The sequence below is a fragment of the Lysinibacillus sp. fls2-241-R2A-57 genome (assembly GCF_030209535.1).
GTDB lineage: Bacteria > Bacillota > Bacilli > Bacillales_A > Planococcaceae > Lysinibacillus.
This window is the reverse complement of record NZ_JARVRU010000063.1, coordinates 17,633-37,119: the sequence shown is the minus strand read 5'-3', so window position 1 is coordinate 37,119 and position 19,487 is coordinate 17,633. Positions and strand designations below refer to the sequence as shown.

The following is a 19,487-nucleotide window of genomic DNA, read 5'->3' as shown; positions in this document are numbered from 1 at the left end:
AAAGCGCGAGAAATCAACGTTTCTAAATTGATTTCTCGCGCTTTTTAAGGTTTTGTCCAGTTTTGTCCCAGCCACTATCGACATTAATATCTATTCACAAAACGTATTGCTCTACTCATAACAGTCGGAACAATTGAAGCATGATTTTCCTCTAATGCTTCATAAAATGCAATATCCATAATCTCCCCTAAATCGCTGGCAATTTGTCGTGCATCATCCACCATAAAGGTTTCCAGTTCCCCTACACCTATAAATAATTTTTCATATGCATATGGACGCTCTTTTATAAATTTTGAAACATAATTTAATAGTTCTTGCTCATTCCACCAAATAGAAGGGCTAATCGCTATATAACGTTGGAAGCTTGCTTGATGATGGAATAATTGCCAAAGCACAAAATACCCTGCTAATGAATGGCCGAACAGTGCTTGCTGCTGTATATTTACAGGGAATTGCGCCTGAATACTTGGCTTTAATTCCTCCTCTAAAAATCGACTAAAGTTTTCTGCTCCTCCATGCTTCTCATAGCCCTTACCTTTAAATCTTGCAGGATAAGTATATGTTTCGGCTTGTCCTGTAAAATCATAAAATCGTCGTTCATGCATATCGGCTCCATGCCCGATACCAACTACCATAGCTGGCAAAATACTTGTTTTAGGTGCATTGCGGCTTTGCAGACGGACTGCTTCCTTCATAAGGTGAAAGTATGACGAGCTGTTGTTCGTCCTGTATCTACTTGCCCTGGCTTCATTTTATTTGTAAAAACATCCGTAAAACTTACAGACGCATGTGCATAGTAATCGATTAAATGCTTGATATCCACTTTATTGCCTCTTCATTCTTTAAAACTTTCTGGATTTGTGAAAAATGATGCAAATCATGATCTACTAAACTAGCAAAATAACCTTGAAGTGTTAATTCAGTTGTACCTATTTTAAAAGACTGTTGCCATTGCTTATCATCTATTGGATGAAGTGCGTTCATTAGCTGATGTCTCTGATTTATAAAATTGGCTATCGTTTCTTCTTTACTTTGTACACGACTGTTCCTTGCTGCACTAGTATTCATTTCTTCTACAGGTGGACCTTTTGGGAGACTCTCTTCTATAAAGAGAAACGGAAGACGTTGATGTAACACGAATTCATCCCATGGTGTAAGATGCCCAATTACCTCTGCAACCGTCCATTTCCCAGGTTCTATAGGTGTACGCCATTGTTCTTCAGTTATAATTGCCAAACTTTCTACAAATGCTATGGATTTTTCATAATGCGAGATTATTTGATTTTTATCGTGACGCAATTCTTCAGCCCCCTCACTTCTTTTTAATAGATAATCTGTAGCTTCGGCCAAATTGACTTCCACTGCTTGCTTTGAACCCTCTTCTCATAAACCTCATGCATTTGAGAACCTTTTTGAAAATATGGTGTAGGAGCGACAATCCCAGACATTAAATGCTTGATACCATGAGGTGCAGCTAATTCAAGTATTCCATTAGCCAGCCTTACACCAATAGCTGTCGGTATTTCAGGAAAATTAGCGATTCCATCAATAGATGATTGATAAGGTTCACTATTATTTATTACATGCATTCTTGCTTGATTTTTCACAGACCAAGGTTCATTCGGTAAATATTGCTGCAATTTTTGTTCATACTGCTTCTCAAAATTCTCTAAAGAGTTTACTTTGTCGAAATATATCACATCAATATCTGCTAATGGCGTTCTGTATTCTTTTTCATGCAGAACATCCCACACCTTCGAACGAATAAACCCAGCACATATCCATGAATCAGGTAATTGCAGACTCTCTACAGTCTTTAAAATACCCATCATCCAGTCATCTGCTTCAATTAATTTCTTTAACTCTTCCTCTGTTTCTATAGGTTGCATTCAATCACCTCTTTACGCGGCTTCCTTATTGATTCTCAAGCCATGCTCTTATTTTTTCAGCGACATCCTTAGGTGCTTCACGAAAAATATCATGACCTGCATCCTCGATTGGCTCAATGTCCACGTTTTTCATTCTAGCTTGCAAAGTTTGAATACTCTTCCTTCTAGTAGATTCTAGTTCAACTGGTTTCGTTGCACGTATTAGAAGGGACGGGCAATGCACCTGTTCGACTATATTGATGACTGGTTCTATATAAATACCTTTTATCATGGATTGTGCAGTAAACGTAGAAATCGTTAGTCTGATTTCTCTCTCCTGTTCCTTAACTTGAGCCCTTGATGCCTCTTCAAGCTCTTCTGACCATCGTGAAAGCTCTTCTTTTTCCGATTCAAAAAATACGTCCCAAGATGGGAATCTCACTTCATTACAGAAATTTTCTATGTCTTGTAATTCATTTTCTAATGTCGTGCCTAAATCTTGTGATGACAAGTAACCTCCATCTAACAAGATCATACCCTTTATCTGTGTAGGATATTTAGCAGCATAATGCAATGCTAAATCAGCTCCTAAAGAATGACCAACTAAATAATGGGATTTACCACCTAACTGTCGGTTTATTATATTTTCTATCTCAACAATCAAATTGGAAGGACAATAAGCATTCTCTTCTTCCAAAGCTTTTGCATAACCATGTCCAGGTAAATCAAAGGATACAATATGATACTCTGTTAAATACTTTGCTAGTTCTCCAAATGCTAAACCCGTACTCCCTAGTCCATGTAAAAAGATTAAAGTTGGATTTTGTGCGTTGCCCCATTGATATATACTTTGCTTCATTTCTACCATCCCCTTTGGCGAATAATCACTTCCATTAATTACAATAATAACTATTTTCAAATCTATTTCAAAGGGGCTAAACGAATGAAAATAAGCATGGCTAATTAGAAGAGGTCGGAGCTTTAAGGGGGACTGTACTTATAGTGGAAGAGAAACAATCAATTGTACTTTGTACCGATTATATGCATAAATCTCATTTATACAAAATCGAAAAGAATATATTAGATTTATAAATGTTTTAGCAATACCCTTTAACTAACAACGTTAAAGGAGACGCTTATGAAAAAATCATCTTTTATTTTAATTGTAATGCTTGTCTTTTTAATTGGACTTTTTTATACGAAACTGTCACTGAAACTCGTTATTATAGGAACTATTGCCGCTTTTATCGGTACGCTAGCTGGCGGTGGGGGGCTTATTACAATCCCCGCTATGATGCTTGTTGGCATACCTATTCAAACAAGCATTGCTACGAATAAGTTTTCATCAGGCATTGCAGCTTTGTCGAGCATCTTTTATCTTCTTTATCATAAGGAGCTTCGACTAGCATCTATTATGAAATATGTCGCTGTAGCCATTGCTGGAGGTATTTGTGGAGCACTTCTAACAGTATCCATCTCCGAAAAAACAATGAATGTTATCGCATGTATTTTACTTATTTTCGCCCTATTTGTAACGTTAAAAAATAAAGAATGGACTGTTACTTCGGAAGAAAATTACACGAAACACGACAATAAATTATGGCAGCCATTTTTAATTGCGGTTTATGACGGAGGTTTTGGACCTGGCTCTTCAACCTTCAGCATACTACATTATTTACGCTACCATTACTCCTACATAAAGGCAGTACAGCTCACACGTGTGCTTATATTCGGGAGCTGTACTGGCGCATTTTCAGTATTTTATCAAACCGGCTTTATTCAATGGCAATATGCGATTGCGATGGCAGTAGGGTCTATTATCGGCTCTCAAATCGGACTTTTAGTTCTACCGAAAATTCCGATAAAAGTAGCTAAAATACTACTAACAATTATTATTTCATTGCTACTTATTCAAGTAACAATAAAAATAATTTAACGGCTTAAATGTTCATGAATTAGCTTCCATTCATTATTCTCTATTACAAAAACATTCGTAGCTCTACCGCTACCTGATACAAATTTTCCGTTATGATAGCCTTCATAATGGTATGTATAAATACAGGTAGCAGATTTTTCATCAACCGTAAGCCACTGAATATCAGTAGCTGAATAAACTTCTTCCTTTATCAAGTTCCATGCATTATTAAAATAAGTGCCTATTTCTTCTAAGGTTGTGCATGTTTTATCGGTAAACCAATACACTGCTTGCGGATGCAAGCTCTCCTTTACATTATTAAAATCATGGGAATTTGTCGCTGTAATATAACGCTCTAAAGCTTGTTGATAAGGCATAGAAATCTCTCCTTTTTTAACTAATATTAGCCGAAATCCCATTATAAATTATGGCTAATTACCAGTAGTACATGCTAGCAATATTGCTTGTTCAATAATTTTCACTTCTAGTTAACGTAGATGGATTAATGATGTCTGCTACAGCCAAATATAGATTCTCCGGATATTCAGCTAAACGATGGCATAAGTATAAATACCAATCCGTTCCATACGTAAGATAAATCTTACAGCGGTACCCCTTCTCTTTTAATTGACATATCAAATCTGGCTGTATACCATAAAGCATTTCTATCTCTACATTTGGATGATTAAAATATTGTCTTTGTTCCATTTCTTGAATCAATACTTCATCATGCGTAGCTATCGAGATTGGATGATTGGCATTAATCAACTGCTCTACATAATGAAGATAACGTTCATTCAGTGCTTCTGATCTTTTCTGCGCAACGTCGATCGGCTCCTGGAAAGCACCTTTAACAAGCCTTATTTTCCCTGGGTATTGAATAAGCTGCTGTAAATCCTTCTCTGTACGATAGAGATGAACTTGTAGCGTAATCCCGACATTGGAATATTGGTTAGCTATTTTTTTATAAATATCGAGGATATCGCTCGTCTTTGATGACTCCTCCATACTAATCATCAATGTAATTCTGAACTGATATGCTTTTTTAGCTAGCTCAATTAAGTGTTTATATGCCAGTTCCGTATTAACAGAAAGTCCAATATGCGACAAATCTAACGACACAGTTTGTCGTATCGCCAATGCACCCATGCCCTCAATAAGTTGCAAATATTCATCTTTAGCCTTTCGACATTCCATCAAATCAGTTGTATTTTCCCCTATAAATTCTAGTGATATTTGGTAATCCTTGGCGATGAATTCTCGAGCAATTGGAATAGCATCCTTTCTCTCCTCACCCGTAACATACCGATTCGCTGCCTTCCATAATAACGGATAGAGTTCTGTTGACTGTTGAACGTCATGTTTCATTTGAGCATTCCTCGCTGCAGATTTTAATGCTTGAATCACTATTTCTTCTGTCTTTTTCATTTTTATTCCTCCTCTTATCTATTTCCCAGTACTTTAACATGATAAAATTGGTAAGAGTAGAACCACTTTATATAATTTTTCAAGGTACCAATTTTAAGTAGGAGGAGAGAAAGTTGTTATGGATACCAATCGATCATTCTTCAGATATACCTCTAAACCGGCAAGTTTATCAGCAAATTCGGGAAAAAATATTAAATGGCCATCTTCAAGCTGGTGAAAGACTAGCATCTACACGTGAGCTTTCTGTCGAGCTAAAGGTTTCAAGAAATGTCATTTTGGAAGCTTACGATCAATTGTTAGCAGAGGGGTTTTTAATTGCACGAAGAGGTTCAGGTACATTTGTTGCAGAGGGAGCCTTTTTAACACAGCATGAGACACCATTTTTATATGAAGTCGATGAAAAAAAGGTGAAAAATCATATTATTAATTTCCGTTCAGGTATCCCAGCATTGGACTTATTTCCCCGTAAAACATGGGCAAAGCTATCACATCAACTGTGGAATGATATTGAATCAACTAATTTTGGATATGACTTTCCTGAAGGTCGTTTAGAATTAAGACAAACGCTGGCACACTACTTATTAAGAACTAGAGGTGTTAACTGTCATCCAGAACAAATTGTCATTACATCAGGCGCTACACAAGCATTGACACTTGTTTCTCGATTGCTTTTATCACCTAAGGATATAGCCATTATAGAAGATCCTATTACGAATGATATTCAAACGATTTTTAAATCTTCAGGTGCCTCTCTTTATCCAATACCTGTAGATGAATATGGGATGAAGACAGCGTTAATACCAGAAAATTTGCATCCTAAATTTGTCTTCCTGACTCCATCACATCAATTCCCACTGGGGGGTACGCTTCCAATACAGCGCAGAATTCAATTAATCAATTTCGCAAGAAGAAATAATTGTTTTTTAGTTGAGGATGACTATGATAGTGAGTTTCGCTATGAAGGTCCACCTGTCAGCTCTTTACAGGGTTTAGATCTAGAACGTGTACTCTATATAGGCTCTTTTAGCAAGATTCTCTCTCCAGCTTTGAGAATAGGTTACATCGTTCTCCCAACTCATCTAATCGAGAAATGTCGGCAGCTGAAATGGTTTACTGACTTACACACACAATCATTGGATCAGCTTATTCTTGCTCGCTTTATTAAAGAAGGCTATTTAGAAAGACATATTGCAAAGATGAAGAAGTTCTATAAAAACCAGCGAGATTTTCTTATCCAATGTTTGCAAACAACTTTTTCAAATAAGGTGAAGGTTTTAGGTTACTCTACCGGTATGCATTTAATTGTTGAATTAGAGGATATTCATTTTTCTAAAGAGGTATTGTTTAAAATCGAACAACTTGGTGTAAAAGTATACCCTGTAGAGGATCATTCGATAGAGAAAGGGAGACACAATAATCGGATTATTTTAGGGTATGGACATTTAAAGAAGAATGAAATAGAAGAAGGCGTGACAATACTATTTCAAGCAGTTTATGATGAGGTAAAGTAACTAAGGGGGATATCCAATGCTCGCTACTATTCAGAAACAGCAAAATAACTATGTCGCAAAATTTAACCGTCCATTATCACATTCAGTTGAGGCTGTGTGGACCGTATTAACAGAGAATGGAAAGCTTCAAAAATGGATGAACAATTTAGAAATCATCGATCTTCGAAAAAACGGTAAAATCCATTTTAATATGAATGATGGAACAGATACTTATATGGAAATAACAATTACAGACTACGTTGAGAAGGAAGTGCTCGAATTTGACTGGGGCAAAGATACAGTCAGATTTGAACTTTCCCCCACTAGCAGCGGTTCCAAATTAGTATTACTTGAATCGATTGGTGAGCTAACTGAGCATACACCAAAGGATTTAGCTGGCTGGCATATTTGCTTAGACTTGCTTTCAGATTTATTAAATGGAACTGTACATGAAGAATTCCCAATGGAAGAATGGCAACAATGGTTTGCGGAGTATAAGCAGCTTGTGGATGATGTAGAGAAGATTTAAGCCATTCTAAATAGAACTCCTAAGGTGTGAAGTTCTTTTATTAAAAGTCAAGAGCTAAAGTAATACACTTAATAGGTCAGTCAAACATTTTTATAGAATAATAAAATTGAAACTATTTCAAATTTCAATCGTATAAAATAAGGAAGATTTCTAGGAGGTGTTTGTAATATGACGTTTATTGAATTGGCTATTCTAACTTTTTTAACTGTATGTTACCTGCCTTTCTTTATCTGGCTTTCTGCTAGTTATCTAAGTAACGGTGATAAATCAAAAAGGGAAAATATCTTTTGCTTATCATTGATGTCAGTTGCATTATTAAATGCTTTGAATTCTTTCTTGTTTAAGATTCAAGATACATATGCTTTAGCAGTAATGGTTATAATCATTTTATTATTTAACCTATACATGTTTTTAATCGTTCGGAAAGATAAAAGAAAAGTATCATTTTAAACGTGGTGACACAATAAATAATCCCCTTGAAGTAGACAATGTAAAATTCCATGTCGAGATTCAAGGGGATATTTTAAAAGACAACGAAAAATTGGTGTAGAACTAGTTTTTAGATTCTCTAAGGCTAATTTGCGTTTCATTCGATTTTCTTTAAAATAGAGTGACGTGGTTAGACTGGGAGACTCCTTAGGGATCAGCGCCACAGATAAGACCATGGAGCGAGCATCGCGAGTGAAGTGGCTCATCGGACGCCCCCAGTCTTAACGGAAATCACCCCCTCGTTTTGCCGAAGAGCTGTACTTTATCAATTTGGCACCTTTCAATATTATTTAATGATAAAAAGCTGTAGCAATTTCAAGTGCTTTTAGCGGATCCTTAATTGAATCCAGCGTATAGACAAGCTTGTCTTCCTGCCAAACAATTAAATTTCCTGATTCATATACATCTAACTGTGCAGAACCGTGTTGCTTTGGAATTGGAAGCATATGCGATTCTAAAAATTGTACTGCCTGCTTAGCAAGCTTTACACCAGCTTCCGGATTGTCTGTTCTTGTATGGGTTGCTACTGCCCATCTTCCCTCATTCCAACCAGTCCATAAAGAGCCAGCACCTGCATCTTGATAGCCTTTAATGTTGGAACCAAGATCAACTTCTTGACCGCCCTTTTGACTAAAGTTCTCAAAAGCAATTTGCTCACTTGCTTCGTCTGCATTTTCATATTGCTTCACTAAGAGCCGAGCAATAACGGTCGCTCTATCTGGTTGTTTTAGTTTAATATCGTTGATTGGCAAATACTCTTTGCTTTCAAAAAATACTATTTCTACTTCGTTAGCTTCCGCCTTCGTTGTTGCCGTTAACAATGTACCTTCTGTGATCGGTAGCCCTTTTGGTAAAGTTATCGGTAAATCAGTGTTAAGCTGGTCCTTAACATTTTTCAGTGCTCCAGCCTGTGTAATGGATGCTACCGTGTTTTCCTTATTTGATTTAGACGATTCCTGTTGATTTTCATGCGATTGTTGCTCTTCTTCTTGTGGCTTATTTGGCACATTAGGTTTTTCTTCTTCATCAGAGCATGCACTAATTATACTGAGACTTAAAAGCATTAAGGCAAAAAGTGACTTTTTCATCTTGTAGGCCCCCTTATTTTTCTTTATTTTCCCCTTCCCATTATGACTTAAACTTTTAGTTACTTAAGCTCATTAATTTGCTTCGTCAGCTCGTTAAACTTTTGATCAAGCATAGCGTAATCTTTATTCTTTACCGTAAGAAAACTAAGCTTGCCAAGTATCTCTTGTCGTTCATTTTCAAGCTTTAAACGAAGAGCAGCTATGTCATCGACTTGAGAAGGAGCGCCATTTCTCCATTTTTTCTCAATACGCTTATTTCGAACTTCCCACACGCTATCAGTTACCTTCTCAAGAAAATATCTATCATGCGAGACAACAAGTAATGTTCCCTTAAATTTCGCAAGTGTTTTCTCTAATTGCTCCCGAGAAGGTAGATCAAGGTGATTCGTCGGTTCATCTAAAATAAGCACATTTTTATCCTCTAAAATGTAAGCCATTAGTTTACACTTTACCCGCTCTCCCATACTCATCTTGCCTATTGGGGCAGTCCAGTGCGCTGGTGTAAAGCCTAAATGCTTCATTAAATTTCGAACTTTCCCTTGCTCTTCAAAGGTTTCGTTATAAAAATATTGCTCAGGTGTTTGATCTAGTGGTAAATCAAATACTTCCTGCGTTAAATAGCCGATAGTCGCAGCAGGAGATATCCAAATCTCCCCTTCTGCCTTTATCTGTCCTAAAAGTATTTTTAATAATGTTGTTTTACCACTGCCATTTGATCCAGTAATGGCAATCTTTTCTCCAAATTTTGCAATTAAATTTACATCCTTAAATAAAACACGCTGCTCAAAACACTTCATCAAATGCTTTGTCTCTAAAAAACGCTCCCCCCCCCGTTGATCTGTGTCTATGGAAAAACGAATCTCTTCTTCAGGTTCTACAGCTTCAACCTTTGCCTTTGCAAGCTCCTTCTCTAATCTCTTTTTCTTAGATTTAACTTGCGAATCCATACGCTTTGCTTTTACACGATAAAATTCCTTAAAGCCCTCCTTCTTTGTAGACTGTGCATGTGCCTTATGTGACCAGGATGTTAGCTGCTGCATCTGTGCTTCAATACATTCAATGTACTTTTGCTGTTTATCATAGGCGCGTTGTTGTGTTAGTCTTCGCTGTTCTCTAGCGGCCATATAGCTAGTATAATTACCGCTATGCTCAATAAGTCCCCCTTCTTCTTGAGACCAAATTTTAGTGGCAATCTCGTCTAAAAAATAGCGATCATGTGAGACAACAATGATTGCACCATCGTAACTTTTTACTTGTTCGATGAGTAATGCAGTACTTTGCTCATCTAAATGATTCGTCGGTTCATCTAATAAAAGTAATTGGGCATTTTGTGCAAAACCATCTGCGAGACGCATTTTAAGCTTCTCTCCGCCACTTAATGCTGAAAATAACACATCTGGCACCTGCCATTTAGCAAGCAGATTCGCCTCGTTTGCAGATACTTCTAGCGAATCAAAGTGTGCGCTCTCCTGTTCTACATAAGCAACTTTAGCAGACTGCAACCAGCGTAACTGTCCCGCAGTCGGCACTATCAAGCCGGCAATTAGTTGCAATAGCGTCGATTTACCAGCTCCATTTCTACCAATAATGCCGATGACCTCGCTTACCTTTACCGATGCTGTTACATGTTCAAAAATTTTCGTATCCTTTATTTCATAATGCACGTCTTGTAATTTTAAAAGTTCCTTCATAACATCCATTCCTCTCCAGTCGGAGGGACAAAAAAATCCCTCCAAGTATTTTGGAAGGATTAGTCGAAAAAATATCATCCACAAATAAGCTCTTACACATAGCTTGTTTGTGATCCATTACTAAAATGCTACTTCTCATCTGTTTCTAGAAAAAGACGTTCAGATGGATCATCAAGCACTTTAATTATAGCCAACTGTAAATCAGCAAAGCTTTGCCGATATAAGTTGTGTTTTATGGAAAATGGGCAGACTAATCCTATTTTTGATTCTGAAATATAAAATTTCGCAAAAAATAAGATTAGTTAATCATTAGCCACCCATCGTCCCTTCATTTGTAATTACAATAATTGTAACATCATTGCCTTTAAAACAACAATGATAAAACTGTAAAATAATCCTTTAAAAGCAGCACCCTACCAATAAAGGATTTCTTATTGGTTCATAGTGTCATACTCTTAATTACCATCTCGAGCAATCATACGAGCGAATATCTCTTCTTGCAATGGTTTGGAAGCGCCAACCACTTCTGCTACTCCATCGGAACCCAGCAATAAACTCTCTTCCTACAGCAGTTAGAAAGAACCAAAAGCTTCTTCCATTAAACATCCAAATATACGTATTTCTAAATAAGCATGATTGAATACCACTCGTACCTATTCCGAATGGTGGAAATGATGGTGCAAAGCTAGGTGGTGGGCCAAGAGGCATTTGACCTGCTGGTGGTGGGCCAAAGCTAGGTGGGCCAAATGATGGTGGTGGGCCAAAACCAGGCGGGCCAAACGATGGTGGTGGTCTAAATCCAGGCGGTCCAAACGATGGCGGTGGGCCAATTCCAGGCAGTCCGAATGATGGCTCGAAACCGGGTTCTGGAAGTGGCATAATTTCTTCATATGGATTGTTCATGATAAACCCCTCCTTTTACATAATTCAATATATGTAAAAGGGCTAACAACCGTTGAGCAATTGCCTATCTATAGTGGAGCTTTGAAGACTACATTCAAACAAATACCCAGTTGGATAATATTGCATAATAAAAGATATTTGGCTCATCACCAAAAGTTGTGGATGACATTTGTTAAAACGTATTCCAAGAATATAACTTGATCTTCGTTCCGGCTAGAAGACTCCTTGAGGATTAACGTCACAGATGAAACCTTGGAGCGAGCATCACGAGTGAAGCGGCTCATCGGACGCCCCAGACAGAACGGAAATCAACCATACGTTATGGAGATATGCCGATATTTCCAAGAAAGGAGCTCTTATGCGAAAATTACTTTTAACTATTACTACTATAATTGCGTCATTAGGCATTTGGTTACTAATTTCTTCGAATCAAGCCGCCAAATCAACGACAAGCATCCAAGCTAAGCTAGCTGACGTAAAGGATTACAAATATTATTTAGATGCAGGAAACGATAAGATTGGCAAGGAAATGGCTAAAATAGATTTGGTCATTGTGGAACCTATTGAACTGCAGCAGAAGTATATCGACTATGCTCAAAAAAATGGAACATTAATTTATGGCTATATTAACGCAATGGAAGCAGACAAGTGGAATTCAGAGCTCTATAGCCAATTAAAAGAAGAAGATTTTTATAAAGACGAGCATGGAGAAAAGATGTATTTTTCTGAGTGGGATTCGTATTTAATGGATATGACCTCTCAACACTATCAAAAGCTTTTACTAGAAGAAATTCAGAAGCAAATTGTTCAAAAAGGCTTAGATGGTGTGTTTTTAGATACTGTGGGCAATATTAATTCTTATTTACCTGAAAATGAACAAGAAGCACAAAATAAAGCAATGTTATCCTTCATCAAAGCAATAAAACAACAATATAACGGCTTGTCTGTTGCTCAAAATTGGGGCTTTCAAACATTAGCTGATTATACAGCACCATATGTTGACTTTATTATGTGGGAAAACTTCTCGTATGATGTAGTTGGAGAAGATGAATGGTCATTGGATATGATGGAGCAATTAGTTGAAATACGAGAAAAATCCGGTACACAGATCATGACGATTGGCTTTGAGGATGAAGAAAAAAGTCGTACCTTAGCAGAAAAATATCAATTTAAATTTTTCTACAGCCCCGCCGGATCTTACTACAACACCTGGCAATAAAACTATAATACCCTCTGAAACACTAGTCAGAGGGTATTTAGTTATAGAGATAAATAAGAGTTCATCACTCGCCAATCATCAAGCTTTTCCTCAAAGGATTTAATATTTTTACCTGGTATTGGACTAGTCGAAGGCATTTTTTGATAGGCTCGATCAGCTAAAACCTCAAAACCAATATGTTTTTTAAAAACTTCGAATGCCTTTCCCCCATTAAAAAGGACTAACTCAATATTTGGATACTGTTCAAAAAGCGTTTTAAAATCATTCGGTTTTTCATTACGAATGGCTGCATCTAAGCTTCCTTTACGCTCGCAAGATTGTATTGTATCCCAAAGACCAATATGATTGCTCTTTAACAATTTTAATCTTCGCTCATAGTCACCCGGTATATTTTCTTCTAATATTCCCCCTATAATCGGCCAAAAGTGATTGCGTGGGTTACCATAATATTGCTGCTTCTCTAATGATTGCTTTCCTGGCATTGAGCCGACAATAAGCACTTTTGTTGACGAATCTATAACTGGTGGTAAGACATTTTTCAGTTCATTTGACACAACAACAACTCCTTCCCATTATTGTAACGGAAAATCAGAGCCAACTAGTATTTCCTTCGAACTTTTTATATGAAGTTTATTTGACGAATGATTTTTTATATAGGTTCTAACCATTTCGTAACCAATGCAATACCCAATCCATTGAGGGAGCTTTCCACCATATAAAAATTCAACATGATTGTCTAATCCTTGAATATTGATTTGAGGCAAAAAATGCTCCTTCCATATTTTTCGCATCTTATCTACTGAGTAGTAACTCAGCCAAGGGGCTACCCATTTATCTCCGTAAATCTCTTCAACTGCACATTCTGCTAAGCCTTCTAAAATTAAAGAATCTAATAAGGTCACTTCGTTTAGAGACTTATTTAAATATTGTAAGCGACAAACATGATTGTACTCATGTGCAAATAACGCTTTAAGTTCCTCTTTTTCAAGCTCTCCTATAAATAAAAACAAAGCATTTGGAAAAGCGACACCATTTTTATTTGTCATTGTTTGTTCCTGTGTTATCGGAAAAATATAGATTGGTATATTTGGACCGCTCCATCTCTTTTTTAAATAAATAAATTCCTCTCGTACAATTTTCCATGCATTTTGATTTTGTAACTTCTTAATATCTATTTTTTCATGTGGCTGAAAAAGCCCCTGTTGCTGTAGTTCAAATTGTATTTCTTCTGGAGATCCACCATTAAAAACCTCTACTAAACGATGACAAAGAATAGAGCATTGTAAGTCTTCGAACTTTCTATTGTAATTAAACTTTTGACTAGCCAGAAATTCATTCAACCATTCATCAGTTGGCATTACTGACATACGTTCACCCCCTTGTATAGCTTATGTCTCCAATAGACAATCGGCTATTGATGAGTGCACGGAACGGCATATATTAACTTGTAAGGAAGTCGAAAGGGGGGATATTTTATGAATCCAAATGATGCTTATAATCTTTGCTGTAATTATCATGGTAAACGTGTAAGAATAACAGATAGATCTGGCAGAATACATGTCGGAGAAATAACGATGGTAGATAGAAAAAATGTGTGGATTCTACCTGATAGACGATATAGAGGATATGGTTTAGGCTTCGGGGGCGGCTTCGGAGGCGGCTTTGGAAGACCTGGTTTTGGCTTTAGAAGATCCGGTTTTGGCATTGGGATCGCACTTGGAACTATTATAGGAATTGCAATAGCGCCACTAATATTTTTCTAAAAGTGAAATACTATTTGATGAATTCTCGCTGCGATATAACAGGCTGTTTGTTTTTATGGAAAAAAATAAGCCATTTCAATCTGTTACTGAGATGGCTTATTTTTTCTTATTGCACTTGCTCTTTCTGTTGTTTGCTTTCAATCAACTCGGATATTGTGACAAATGTATAACCTTGTTTTTTAAGTTCTGGTAATATTTCTTCCAGCGCCTTAATGGTTTGCGTGCGATCGCCGCCTCCATCATGGAATAAAATAACATCTCCAGGCTTCGATCCCTTCAGTACCTTTTGTGTAATTTTTTTCACACCAGGCTGTTTCCAATCTTGAGTATCCTGATGCCAAGACCACATAACTACTTTGTACCCATCCTTTACAGCAGCATTTATCATTTGATCATTATAGTTACCACCTACAGGACGGAACAAAACTGGAGCAAATCCAGTAATACTATAAATTATTCCCTTTGTTTGACGAAGTTCCTTTCGCAATTCTGCTACGGAAACATTAAACGGATGTGAATACGTATGGTTGGCCAACTCATGCCCTTCAGAATAAGACCTTAAAACTAGCTCTGGATATTTTTCTGCATTTTTTCCAAGAATAAAAAAGGTAGCCTTTGCATCATACTTTGCCAATACATCTAAAATAGCTGCCGTATATTTGGGATGAGGTCCATCGTCAAAAGTTAGAGCAATTATTTTGTCTTCTGTGTTAATATCCCACACAACTTCCCCTGTCTCCTCATAATAAGGTCGACCTTTATCCGCATAGATTGTCAGCTTTGTAAAAAATACCGATATGATTAAAAAACAAAGGGTTAAAAACAATACATACTTACGTGTCATAGCATCACCTCCCAAGTTCAAATTCACATAACTCCGTCAACTTACTATTTACGAATTACAATGAAATATACTCGTGAAGGATTGGAGGTTTTCTCCTAAAACATTATCTTTAACACTGTTAAATTTTGAACGAATTGTGAAAACACTCACATAGCACTTTATTTTTTTATGAATTGATGTACAATAAGATGTACAAACTGATATATAACAATTACAGAAAATATAGAATGTTATAGTACAACTAAAGGAGATTTTATTATGTGGATTATTACAGTTTTTGAACAAAATACTTATCGTATGTTCGAGTACGACAATAAAAACGAGGCAACGGTTGCATTAAAAAAATTCAATCAAACAGCTATGCTTTCTTATACAAAATAAAATGGGACAAACCTTATTTTTCTGCGACGAAAGTGGAGCGGAGCGGTAGCGTAACGACAGTGACAAAGCGCGGATGAGAGATTTATCGGAATAAATTTGTGTTTTATCGGAACAATTTCGCGATTTATCGGAACAATTTCAGATTTTATCGGAACATATTGAAAAATACAGTATCTCTGTTCGCATTGAGAGTTTATCGAAACAGTTTTCAGATTTATCGAGAACTTTTCATTGTTTATCAACCAACTTTTGAAAAATATCGACATCTACCTTCATGCAACACTCTCTGGCCGCACTGATAATTTACGTCGCTTCACTTGATCAAAGGAATTTTTCTAAAGTCATTTACTTTCCGCTTTTCAGTAGCATACCTGGTGGGGAGCTCATTTTTCTGTCGCGAAAGTGGAGCGAAGCGCAACGGCAGCAACAAAGCGCTCAGCCAGAACGGAAATCAACTACACGTTTATGGTGATGAACCATAAAAATACATTTTCACCGTTTGTTTTAGGTATCAAATTAACTTTACAATATTTTTTAGTGAAAATATCGAACACCTTTTTATCTATCGCCATATGGTATATAGAGAAAAGGAGTGATTTTGATGGTGACAATTGAGCCTATTATGATTCAAGGGCATTTTTTCACTGCTGTAATGGTCCAATTACCAAAAACAACCCTACTGACAATTTCGAATGAAACGGGTTACATCATGTGTGGGGCTTTAGATGTTGGCTTATTAAATGATCGCTTAGCAGACCGAAAAATCATTGCAGGTCGAGCAGTTGGCGTTAAAACCATTGATGAGTTATTGACGGCTCCATTAGAGTCCGTTACTTATGAAGCTCAGCAGCTTGGTATTACTGAAGGAATGTCTGGTGTAGAGGCATTATTAAAAATGATATAACAGCTATCTTTTGCATATTAAAAGCGTCAGTGCTATTACTAGACGCTTTTTTAGTTGATGTAAAGTAAAGATTGTATAAGTTATTCACTCTTTCCCGATACTTTGGGCAAAGGAGTGTTCGTTTTGGATAAAGATAAACATTGGAAAATACATGTATTTTTATTATTAACCGTAATTATCATTTTTGTCTGGTCTGTAATAAAACCTGCATCCTATTTAGATTGGCTCGCAGAAGTTAGCCCTGCAGTAGTTGCTATTATTATTGTAGTCGCTATCTACAACAAGTTTAGCTTCACAACTTTTTCTTATTTTATTATCGCCCTTTTGTCCATCCTAACATTTATTGGCGGGCACTATACTTATTCAGAGGTCCCACTTTTTAATTGGATAAAAGAAGAATTTCACTTACAGCGGAATGACTACGATCGCTTTGGACATTTTCTTAAAGGTTTGATGGCCATTGTCATAAGAGAAATATTAATACGGAAGACACCTCTAACGACAGGTGCTTGGTTAACAGGTATTACAATAAGTATTTTGCTAGCAATTGCTGCCCTCTATGAAATCATTGAATGGCTAAGTACAAAAATTTCAAAAGGAAGTAACACTGCTAAAGATTTTGTAGGGATGCAGGGAGATCCATGGGATGCACAATGGGACATGTTTTCTGCCTTCATTGGAACCGTTTTAGCTTTACTGTTATTTACAAAATTCCACGATAAATTATTGAAAAGACAGGCAAAGTAAATGATGATAAACAAATTTTCTCTGGAGCAAGCATAGCATATCTAATATGAACCATTCGAAAGGTGGTATTCTATGTACTATGCAAATGTTGGTCAGCAATCGCCCCATACATCTCGCGTGATTGAGGTCACCGGAAATGGAAAAGTAATGGCTACTCCAAACTATGTTCAAATTCAACTAGAAGTCCAGACAAGAGGGAAAAATGTACAAGAGGCACAGCAGGAAAATGCAATAATTATGAATCGTGTCATCCAACCTCTTTTAGCTCTCCATATCCCAAGAGAAAATATTCAAACAGCTTTCTATACTATTTCACCACTTTATGATTATGAGAACGGCAAACAGATTTTTAATGGCTACGAAGTAACAAATGCTATTACCGTTAAAGTAACAGATACGAGCCAAATTGGTAAAATTATTGATACAACTGTAGAAAATGGCGCAAATCGGATTTCCTCTATCCAATTCAACATCGACAATGTAGATGCCTATTATCAACAAGCTCTCAGTTTAGCCCTTCATAATGCTCAAATGAAGGCTAAAACAATTGCAGAGACGATGCATTTGCCTTTACAACCACAACCAATTGAAATAGTTGAGGAACATGAAAGTGCACCTGTCCTGTATAGATCAATGGCGATGGCTGATTCCAAAATTTCTACACCTATTGAACAAGGTCAAATAGCCATTAATGCGACTGTTCGAGTGAAATTTCAATATTAAGTTGTATAATTCTAAAGCGAAAACTCCTCTCTTAATTTGTCTCGACAACAATTACGATACGTGAGTTTTCGCTTTTCTTTTTTTAATTGAATGTAAGATTATTGAATTTATAGAAAAGTAACCATAATTTTTGATGAAGAACCTAAAAAAAAACATTTTTTCGAGAGGATTTAAAACAATGGCACTCTCATTCCATATTTAATCTAATGGCAACATAGCGTTGCGGACTTGATACTATTGGTTTCGTTTGCAACAGCAGTAAATTTGGTATGGTGATGATATCAAATATGAAAGGAATGATAAAAATGCAAATTAGCAAATCGATTTTAGATTATCGGAAAAGTAATAATTTAAGCCAAGAACAATTGGCTAATAAAATCGGTGTTACTAGACAAGCCATTTCAAAATGGGAGCAAAAAAAAGGTGCTCCAGATATTGAAAATTTAATTTTATTAAGCGATGAAATGAATATTAGTCTAGATAATTTGATTAAAGGTAATAGCAATATAAAAAAGCAAATCGTGAATAATGAAAAAGCAGTAAAGTTTCATTTTCTAGTAATCTTATTTTTAGTTGCTATTGTAATTTATATAGCGTATTTTGCACTTGTACACGATATTTTTATGATTGGATTTTTAATTGCAACGCTCTTTATGCTAGGTATTGAACTTTATGTTTATATGAGGAAATATTCGATTAGTTAAATTTAACCTAACAAAATCCCAAGGAAAAGTGACCTACCTACTTTCCCTTGGGATTCATCCACACAAGCCTATACATATGGAAATCAAGAACAGTCCGCTTACATGACTATGAATTATTCAGGATCAAATGTACTTTTTTTCTAAACATACATTGAATATAAGTTGATCTTCGTTCCGAATGGGCGACTCCTTGGGTATCAGCGTCACAGATGATACCCTGGATCGTAGCTAAGGCTATTTATAGCAAAATAAATTTTATCATTCCCATATATGCTCTAGACTCACTTCATAATCCTTAACACTTAGCTGAAAAACATCTGGGTTACTTAGGTGTGTCCAAACTTGAAAATCAACATCACTATTATAATGTTTCAACAGTAAGGTTATTATATTTCCATGACTAACGATAATTGTATGTTCGACGTCACTTTTTAAAGTTTCCTCAACTACGTGAACGATCCGTTTCATTGCTTCGTTACTCGACTCTCCGCCTTCGAATTTCAGCTCCATATTGGTAAAAGTTGCTTGAAGTTTTTCATACCAATCAGGCAAATCTGTAGTGCTTAAAATGCGTTCTGAAAGGCGTTCATCGATTTCAATTTCTATATTTCCCCTATTACTCAGCGGCTCTATAGTTTGAATTGCGCGTGAAAAGGGACTGGCAATGATTCGATCAATTTTTTTGTCAGCGAAAAAATCAGCTAAATCTTCTGCCTGATGAAAGCCTTCTTCTGTTAAAGAAGCAGCTGACGATTGTCCTTGAGCTTCACAATGTCTGATTATATAAATACACTTAACCAT

General features: G+C 36.4%; 26 protein-coding genes. 12 read left to right on the top strand and 14 right to left on the bottom strand.

Annotation, left to right across the window (positions count from 1 at the left end; translation table 11 throughout):
* Positions 1-83: 83 nt before the first annotated feature.
* The 5 genes from QRN68_RS12390 to QRN68_RS12370 are packed head-to-tail and all read right to left on the bottom strand — an operon-like array spanning position 84 to position 2,727.
* Positions 84-695: an alpha/beta hydrolase gene (locus tag QRN68_RS12390; RefSeq protein ID WP_285397202.1), complete on the bottom strand. Its 612-nt coding sequence runs from the start codon at positions 693-695 to the stop codon at positions 84-86.
* Positions 692-823 (bottom strand): hypothetical protein, encoded by a 132-nt coding sequence (locus tag QRN68_RS12385; RefSeq protein WP_285397201.1) that lies wholly within the window; start codon positions 821-823, stop codon positions 692-694. The genes QRN68_RS12390 and QRN68_RS12385 overlap by 4 nt, the downstream gene beginning before the upstream one ends.
* Positions 805-1,350: a DinB family protein gene (locus tag QRN68_RS12380; protein ID WP_285397200.1), complete on the bottom strand. Its 546-nt coding sequence runs from the start codon at positions 1,348-1,350 to the stop codon at positions 805-807. Before QRN68_RS12380 ends, QRN68_RS12385 begins: the two co-directional genes overlap by 19 nt.
* Positions 1,323-1,889, bottom strand: coding sequence for a nucleotidyltransferase family protein (locus QRN68_RS12375; RefSeq protein ID WP_285397199.1), 567 nt, complete (start codon positions 1,887-1,889; stop codon positions 1,323-1,325). Before QRN68_RS12375 ends, QRN68_RS12380 begins: the two co-directional genes overlap by 28 nt.
* A gap of 25 nt (positions 1,890-1,914) precedes the next feature.
* Positions 1,915-2,727: an alpha/beta fold hydrolase gene (locus tag QRN68_RS12370; RefSeq protein ID WP_285397198.1), complete on the bottom strand. Its 813-nt coding sequence runs from the start codon at positions 2,725-2,727 to the stop codon at positions 1,915-1,917.
* A 279-nt stretch (positions 2,728-3,006) separates the two neighbouring features.
* Here QRN68_RS12370 and QRN68_RS12365 point away from each other — a divergent pair, with 279 nt between their 5' ends.
* Positions 3,007-3,804: a sulfite exporter TauE/SafE family protein gene (locus tag QRN68_RS12365; protein ID WP_481817448.1), complete on the top strand. Its 798-nt coding sequence runs from the start codon at positions 3,007-3,009 to the stop codon at positions 3,802-3,804.
* Here QRN68_RS12365 and QRN68_RS12360 read toward each other — a convergent pair.
* Both QRN68_RS12360 and QRN68_RS12355 read right to left on the bottom strand, forming a co-directional pair.
* The gene (locus QRN68_RS12360) at positions 3,801-4,160 is read right to left on the bottom strand and encodes a YybH family protein (protein ID WP_285397197.1); all 360 of its coding nucleotides are present in this window, start codon (positions 4,158-4,160) and stop codon (positions 3,801-3,803) included. The two genes, QRN68_RS12365 and QRN68_RS12360, sit on opposite strands and share 4 nt — an antisense overlap.
* Positions 4,161-4,251: 91 nt before the next feature.
* Entirely contained in the window at positions 4,252-5,211 is a 960-nt protein-coding gene (locus QRN68_RS12355) for a proline dehydrogenase family protein (RefSeq protein ID WP_285397196.1), read from the bottom strand.
* Positions 5,212-5,324: 113 nt separating this feature from the next.
* Here QRN68_RS12355 and pdxR point away from each other — a divergent pair, with 113 nt between their 5' ends.
* The 3 genes from pdxR to QRN68_RS12340 all read left to right on the top strand — a co-directional run bounded on the left by pdxR (position 5,325) and on the right by QRN68_RS12340 (position 7,680).
* A complete protein-coding gene (pdxR, locus tag QRN68_RS12350; protein WP_285397195.1) occupies positions 5,325-6,722 on the top strand; it encodes a MocR-like pyridoxine biosynthesis transcription factor PdxR in 1,398 nt (465 codons plus the stop codon).
* Between the two features lie 16 nt (positions 6,723-6,738).
* Positions 6,739-7,230 (top strand): SRPBCC family protein, encoded by a 492-nt coding sequence (locus tag QRN68_RS12345; RefSeq protein WP_285397193.1) that lies wholly within the window; start codon positions 6,739-6,741, stop codon positions 7,228-7,230.
* A 168-nt stretch (positions 7,231-7,398) separates the two neighbouring features.
* Positions 7,399-7,680 (top strand): hypothetical protein, encoded by a 282-nt coding sequence (locus QRN68_RS12340; RefSeq protein ID WP_285397192.1) that lies wholly within the window; start codon positions 7,399-7,401, stop codon positions 7,678-7,680.
* A 329-nt stretch (positions 7,681-8,009) separates the two neighbouring features.
* On the opposite strand, the gene QRN68_RS12335 is transcribed toward QRN68_RS12340, so the two are convergent.
* The 3 genes from QRN68_RS12335 to QRN68_RS12325 all read right to left on the bottom strand — a co-directional run bounded on the left by QRN68_RS12335 (position 8,010) and on the right by QRN68_RS12325 (position 11,401).
* Positions 8,010-8,807 carry a hypothetical protein gene (locus QRN68_RS12335; protein WP_285397190.1) on the bottom strand — a complete coding sequence of 266 codons (798 nt, stop codon included), beginning with the start codon at positions 8,805-8,807 and terminating at the stop codon, positions 8,010-8,012.
* A gap of 59 nt (positions 8,808-8,866) precedes the next feature.
* A complete protein-coding gene (abc-f, locus tag QRN68_RS12330) occupies positions 8,867-10,498 on the bottom strand; it encodes a ribosomal protection-like ABC-F family protein (protein ID WP_285397189.1) in 1,632 nt (543 codons plus the stop codon).
* Between the two features lie 459 nt (positions 10,499-10,957).
* Positions 10,958-11,401, bottom strand: coding sequence for a hypothetical protein (locus tag QRN68_RS12325; protein ID WP_285397187.1), 444 nt, complete (start codon positions 11,399-11,401; stop codon positions 10,958-10,960).
* A gap of 358 nt (positions 11,402-11,759) precedes the next feature.
* Here QRN68_RS12325 and QRN68_RS12320 point away from each other — a divergent pair, with 358 nt between their 5' ends.
* Positions 11,760-12,620, top strand: coding sequence for an endo alpha-1,4 polygalactosaminidase (locus QRN68_RS12320; RefSeq protein ID WP_285397185.1), 861 nt, complete (start codon positions 11,760-11,762; stop codon positions 12,618-12,620).
* A gap of 41 nt (positions 12,621-12,661) precedes the next feature.
* Here QRN68_RS12320 and QRN68_RS12315 read toward each other — a convergent pair whose 3' ends face one another.
* On the bottom strand, positions 12,662-13,174 hold the full coding sequence (locus QRN68_RS12315) for a DNA-deoxyinosine glycosylase (protein WP_285397184.1): 513 nt from the start codon (positions 13,172-13,174) through the stop codon (positions 12,662-12,664).
* 18 nt (positions 13,175-13,192) lie between these two features.
* Positions 13,193-13,987 carry a DUF2268 domain-containing putative Zn-dependent protease gene (locus QRN68_RS12310; protein WP_285397182.1) on the bottom strand — a complete coding sequence of 265 codons (795 nt, stop codon included), beginning with the start codon at positions 13,985-13,987 and terminating at the stop codon, positions 13,193-13,195.
* A gap of 108 nt (positions 13,988-14,095) precedes the next feature.
* On the opposite strand from QRN68_RS12310, the gene QRN68_RS12305 reads away from it, so the two are divergent.
* Positions 14,096-14,383, top strand: coding sequence for a hypothetical protein (locus QRN68_RS12305; RefSeq protein ID WP_285397180.1), 288 nt, complete (start codon positions 14,096-14,098; stop codon positions 14,381-14,383).
* Between the two features lie 106 nt (positions 14,384-14,489).
* Here the strand turns inward: QRN68_RS12305 and QRN68_RS12300 are convergent, their stop codons facing one another.
* Positions 14,490-15,227, bottom strand: a complete 738-nt coding sequence (locus tag QRN68_RS12300) for a polysaccharide deacetylase family protein (RefSeq protein ID WP_285397178.1) — start codon at positions 15,225-15,227, stop codon at positions 14,490-14,492.
* Between the two features lie 258 nt (positions 15,228-15,485).
* On the opposite strand from QRN68_RS12300, the gene QRN68_RS12295 reads away from it, so the two are divergent.
* From QRN68_RS12295 to QRN68_RS12270, 6 genes are all read left to right on the top strand, one after another.
* On the top strand, positions 15,486-15,608 hold the full coding sequence (locus QRN68_RS12295) for a hypothetical protein (RefSeq protein ID WP_285397177.1): 123 nt from the start codon (positions 15,486-15,488) through the stop codon (positions 15,606-15,608).
* A 402-nt stretch (positions 15,609-16,010) separates the two neighbouring features.
* Entirely contained in the window at positions 16,011-16,223 is a 213-nt protein-coding gene (locus QRN68_RS12290) for a hypothetical protein (RefSeq protein WP_285397176.1), read from the top strand.
* Positions 16,210-16,512, top strand: coding sequence for a YunC family protein (locus tag QRN68_RS12285; protein WP_285397175.1), 303 nt, complete (start codon positions 16,210-16,212; stop codon positions 16,510-16,512). The genes QRN68_RS12290 and QRN68_RS12285 overlap by 14 nt, the downstream gene beginning before the upstream one ends.
* 123 nt (positions 16,513-16,635) lie before the next feature.
* Positions 16,636-17,259, top strand: a complete 624-nt coding sequence (locus QRN68_RS12280; protein WP_285397174.1) for a DUF2238 domain-containing protein — start codon at positions 16,636-16,638, stop codon at positions 17,257-17,259.
* A gap of 72 nt (positions 17,260-17,331) precedes the next feature.
* Positions 17,332-17,982 (top strand): SIMPL domain-containing protein, encoded by a 651-nt coding sequence (locus QRN68_RS12275; RefSeq protein ID WP_285397173.1) that lies wholly within the window; start codon positions 17,332-17,334, stop codon positions 17,980-17,982.
* Between the two features lie 305 nt (positions 17,983-18,287).
* Entirely contained in the window at positions 18,288-18,686 is a 399-nt protein-coding gene (locus QRN68_RS12270) for a helix-turn-helix domain-containing protein (RefSeq protein WP_285397172.1), read from the top strand.
* Between the two features lie 258 nt (positions 18,687-18,944).
* On the opposite strand, the gene QRN68_RS12265 is transcribed toward QRN68_RS12270, so the two are convergent.
* Complete coding sequence (locus QRN68_RS12265) at positions 18,945-19,487, bottom strand: histidine phosphatase family protein (protein ID WP_285397171.1); 543 nt, start codon at positions 19,485-19,487, stop codon at positions 18,945-18,947.